This window comes from Acidimicrobiales bacterium (assembly GCA_036270875.1).
Taxonomy (GTDB): Bacteria; Actinomycetota; Acidimicrobiia; order Acidimicrobiales; family AC-9; genus AC-9.
Window position 1 is genome coordinate 1 of record DATBBR010000109.1, and the last position, 3,386, is coordinate 3,386.

General features: G+C 69.8%; 3 protein-coding genes. All 3 read left to right on the forward strand.

Annotation, left to right across the window (positions count from 1 at the left end):
• Window positions 1–481: 481 nt before the first annotated feature.
• Genes VH112_11715 through VH112_11725 form a run of 3 tightly spaced genes read left to right on the forward strand, consistent with a single transcriptional unit; the run spans window position 482 to window position 3,344 of the window.
• Entirely contained in the window at window positions 482–2,041 is a 1,560-nt protein-coding gene (locus VH112_11715; GenBank protein HEX4540901.1) for an acyl-CoA carboxylase subunit beta, read from the forward strand.
• A gap of 5 nt (window positions 2,042–2,046) precedes the next feature.
• Window positions 2,047–2,283 carry a hypothetical protein gene (locus VH112_11720; protein ID HEX4540902.1) on the forward strand — a complete coding sequence of 79 codons (237 nt, stop codon included), beginning with the start codon at window positions 2,047–2,049 and terminating at the stop codon, window positions 2,281–2,283.
• The gene (locus VH112_11725; protein HEX4540903.1) at window positions 2,280–3,344 is read left to right on the forward strand and encodes a metallophosphoesterase; all 1,065 of its coding nucleotides are present in this window, start codon (window positions 2,280–2,282) and stop codon (window positions 3,342–3,344) included. The genes VH112_11720 and VH112_11725 overlap by 4 nt, the downstream gene beginning before the upstream one ends.
• Window positions 3,345–3,386 lie beyond the last annotated feature (42 nt).

Genomic DNA, 3,386 nt, shown 5'->3' on the forward strand with positions numbered 1-3,386 from the left:
GTGGTGACGGCCATGGTTCCCTCGATGAGGGTAGTGGAGCGCTCCAGACGCATGGGGATTCGTCCTGCATATCGACAATCCTCTACAGGCGATTCCCATCCGACGACGTAGTCCGCTGCTTGACGGCAAGCGGTAAGGAAATGACGCGATTACCCCGAGCTCGTGCCCGGCCGCGGCGTCAGCCCGCGAGAGATGGTGGCCATGCGGGGCGGTGCGGGCGGTGCCCGGTGCGGGTGGAGTGCCTCGAGATGGCCATGGCCGACGACAACCTCGTCGGAGTGTGGGGCGGGACGACACGGGAGCGGCGGCGGGAACCCGAGCCCGCTGGTCCCAAACTGGTCCCAAACGTGGCGCACGGGGCGTGACTGCGCGACCGGAACTCGCCACTCTGTTACGGGAAGCCCCTGGTCTCGGGCCCCGACCCCGCACCAGGGTCACCAGGAATGAACACCCCCAGTGATGCGCTTGTAGCCTGCCGGACATGGCTGAGCATTCGATGACCCAGCGCCTGGAGGAGCTCGCCGCCCGGCGGGAGGAGGCCAGGCACGCTGGATCGGCCCGGGCGGTGGAGCGCCAGCACGCCCAGGGCAAGATGACGGCGCGGGAGCGGATCGAGTACCTCCTCGACGAAGGGTCCTTCCAGGAGCTCGACATGCTGGCCCGGCACCGGGCCCACGGCTCGGGCCTCGACGACAATCGCCCCTACACCGACGGGGTGATCACCGGCTTCGGCACCATCGACGGGCGCCGGGTCGGGGTGTTCAGCCAGGACTTCACGGTGTTCGGCGGGGCCCTGGGCGAGGTCTTCGCCGAGAAGATCCACAAGATCATGGATCTGTCCGCGTCGGTCGGCGTTCCCATGATCGGCCTGAACGACGGCGCCGGGGCGCGCATCCAGGAGGGAGTCGTGTCGCTGGCCGCCTACGGCGGCATCTTCCTGCGCAACGTCGCTGCGTCGGGCGTCGTCCCCCAGATCAGCGCCATCCTGGGCCCTTGCGCCGGAGGCGCCGTGTACAGCCCGGCAATGACCGACTTCATCTTCATGGTCCGCGAGATCAGCAACATGTTCATCACCGGCCCGGACGTGGTGAAGACCGTGACCGGCGAGGACGTCACCCTCGAGCAGCTGGGTGGCGCCACCAGCCACGCCACCAAGTCCGGTGTCGCCACCTTCGTCACTGCGGACGAGAAGTCGTGCCTGGACGAGGTGCGCTACCTCCTCGGCTTCCTGCCCTCGAACAACCTGGAGGAGCCGCCGACACTCGATCCCGCCGATGAGCCCGACAGGGCCACGCCCGAGCTGGCCGAGCTCATGCCCACCAGCCCCAACCAGCCCTATGACATGAAGCGGGTGATCACCGCGGTCGTGGACGAGGGGGAGTACTTCGAGTACCTGCCCCACTGGGCCATGAACATCACCTGCGGGTTCGCCCGCATCGACGGCCACGTCGTGGGCATCGTGGGGAACCAGCCCCAGGTGCTGGCCGGTGTGCTCGACATCGACTCCTCGGACAAGGGCGGTCGGTTCGTCCGCACCTGCGACGCCTTCAACATCCCGATCGTGACCTTCGTCGACGTCCCCGGCTTCATGCCCGGCACGGGTCAGGAGCACGGCGGCATCATCCGTCACGGCGCCAAGCTGCTCTACTCCTACTGTGAGGCGACGGTGCCGCTCATCCAGATCGTGACCCGCAAGGCCTACGGCGGGGCGTACGTGGTCATGAGCTCCAAGTCCATCGGCGCCGACCTGGCCTATGCCTGGCCGTCGGCCGAGCTGGCCGTCATGGGACCACAGGGGGCGGTCGACATCGTCCACCGCCGCGAGCTGGCCGAGGCCGCTGACCGCTCTGCGCGTCGGGCCGAGCTGGTCGAGGAGTACACCGAGCGCTACGCCAATCCCTACATCGCCGCCGAGCGCGGTTACGTGGATGACGTGATCGACCCGGCCGACACTCGACGGGTGCTGGTCCGCAGCCTCGAGCTGCTGCGCAGCAAGCGCGAGGACCTGCCCAAGCGCAAGCACGGCAACATGCCGTTCTGAGCACGATGGCCATCGACCACGACCAGGGGCCCGACGACAGCGCCGGCCCGGGAGGCCGGCCCGACGACGAGGCGGAGGTCGTCGCCGCCATCGCTGCCGCGGTCGAGCTGTGCTGGCCCCGCCCCGCCCCCGAGCCCCCGGCGCGGGAGCGGCGCCGGTCCACGCCGGCGTGGCGGTTCTCGGGCCGGTGGTGGTCCAAGCCCCCCCAGCTGCGACGGGATCGGCCCTGGGCCGAGCCGTGACCACCCTGCTGCGCGACTCGGTGGAGGCGATCGAGCTCACCACGGTCGCCGACGACGAGGTCGTGCTGCACGTGCCCGCGAGCCCGGGTCACCCGGCCCAGGTGATCCGGCGTACGGGCCTCGAGCCCGACGGGGACCAGGTGGTGGAGGGGGTGGCCTTCCGCACCCTGCCCCGCCCTCCGGGCGAGCGACTGTCCACCGTGGCCACCGTGAACGACGTCCATTTCGGAGAGATCGAGTGCGGGGTGCTCGAAGGCAACACGTCGGGGCCGGTCCTGCGCGTCGGCCCGGGAGAGACGCCCTATCCCGACACGATGAACCGGGCGGCCGTGCAGGAGATCGCCGCCATCGAGCCCGACATCGTGCTGGCCAAGGGTGACCTGACGACCCACGGCACGATGGAGGAGCTCGAGGCCTTCCTCTCCTGCTATCAGCCGATCTTCGGCGACCGACTCCACTACGTGCGGGGCAATCACGACGCCAGTGCCGACTTCTCCGTCGTCGCCGCCGGGCCCGTGGAGCTGACGCTGCCGGGTGTGACGCTGGCCGTGCTCGATACCACCATCCCCGGGCGGCCCAGTGGCCGTGTTGACGCCGACCAGCTCGAGTGGCTCGACGAGCTGGGTTCGCGCGCCGACCGTCTGGTGCTGGTGTTCGGTCACCATCATCCCTGGGACCCGTCGTCGCGCGCCCGCCCCGAGACCTACTTCGGCATCAACCCCTCGGACTCTGAGGCCCTCATCCAGGTCATCGCCCGGCGGCCGGCGCTGGTCGGCTACTTCGCCGGCCACACCCACCGCAACCGGGTCCGGCGCTTCGGCCCGAGCGGTGACGTGCCCTTCGCCGAGGTGGCCTGCGTCAAGGACTTCCCCGGCACGTGGGCGGAGTACCGCGTGTTCGAGGGCGGCATCCTCCAGGTCCACCGGCGCATCTCGACCCCCGAGGCCCTGGCCTGGTCCGACGGCACCCGGGCCATGTTCGGCGGCTTCTACGCCCAGTACGCCTTCGGCCAGCTGTCCGACCGATGCTTCGCCGTGTGGCCGCGTCGCCGAGTGCCCTGAGTACCGCGGTTTCACCTTCTGTCGAAATCGGGCGCGACGCTC

What these genes read in the sequence shown, in the direction of transcription:
- VH112_11715 (HEX4540901.1), top strand. Translation starts at nt 482, where the DNA reads ATGGCTGAGCATTCGATGACCCAGCGCCTGGAGGAGCTCGCCGCCCGG.
- VH112_11720 (HEX4540902.1), top strand. Translation starts at nt 2,047, where the DNA reads ATGGCCATCGACCACGACCAGGGGCCCGACGACAGCGCCGGCCCGGGA.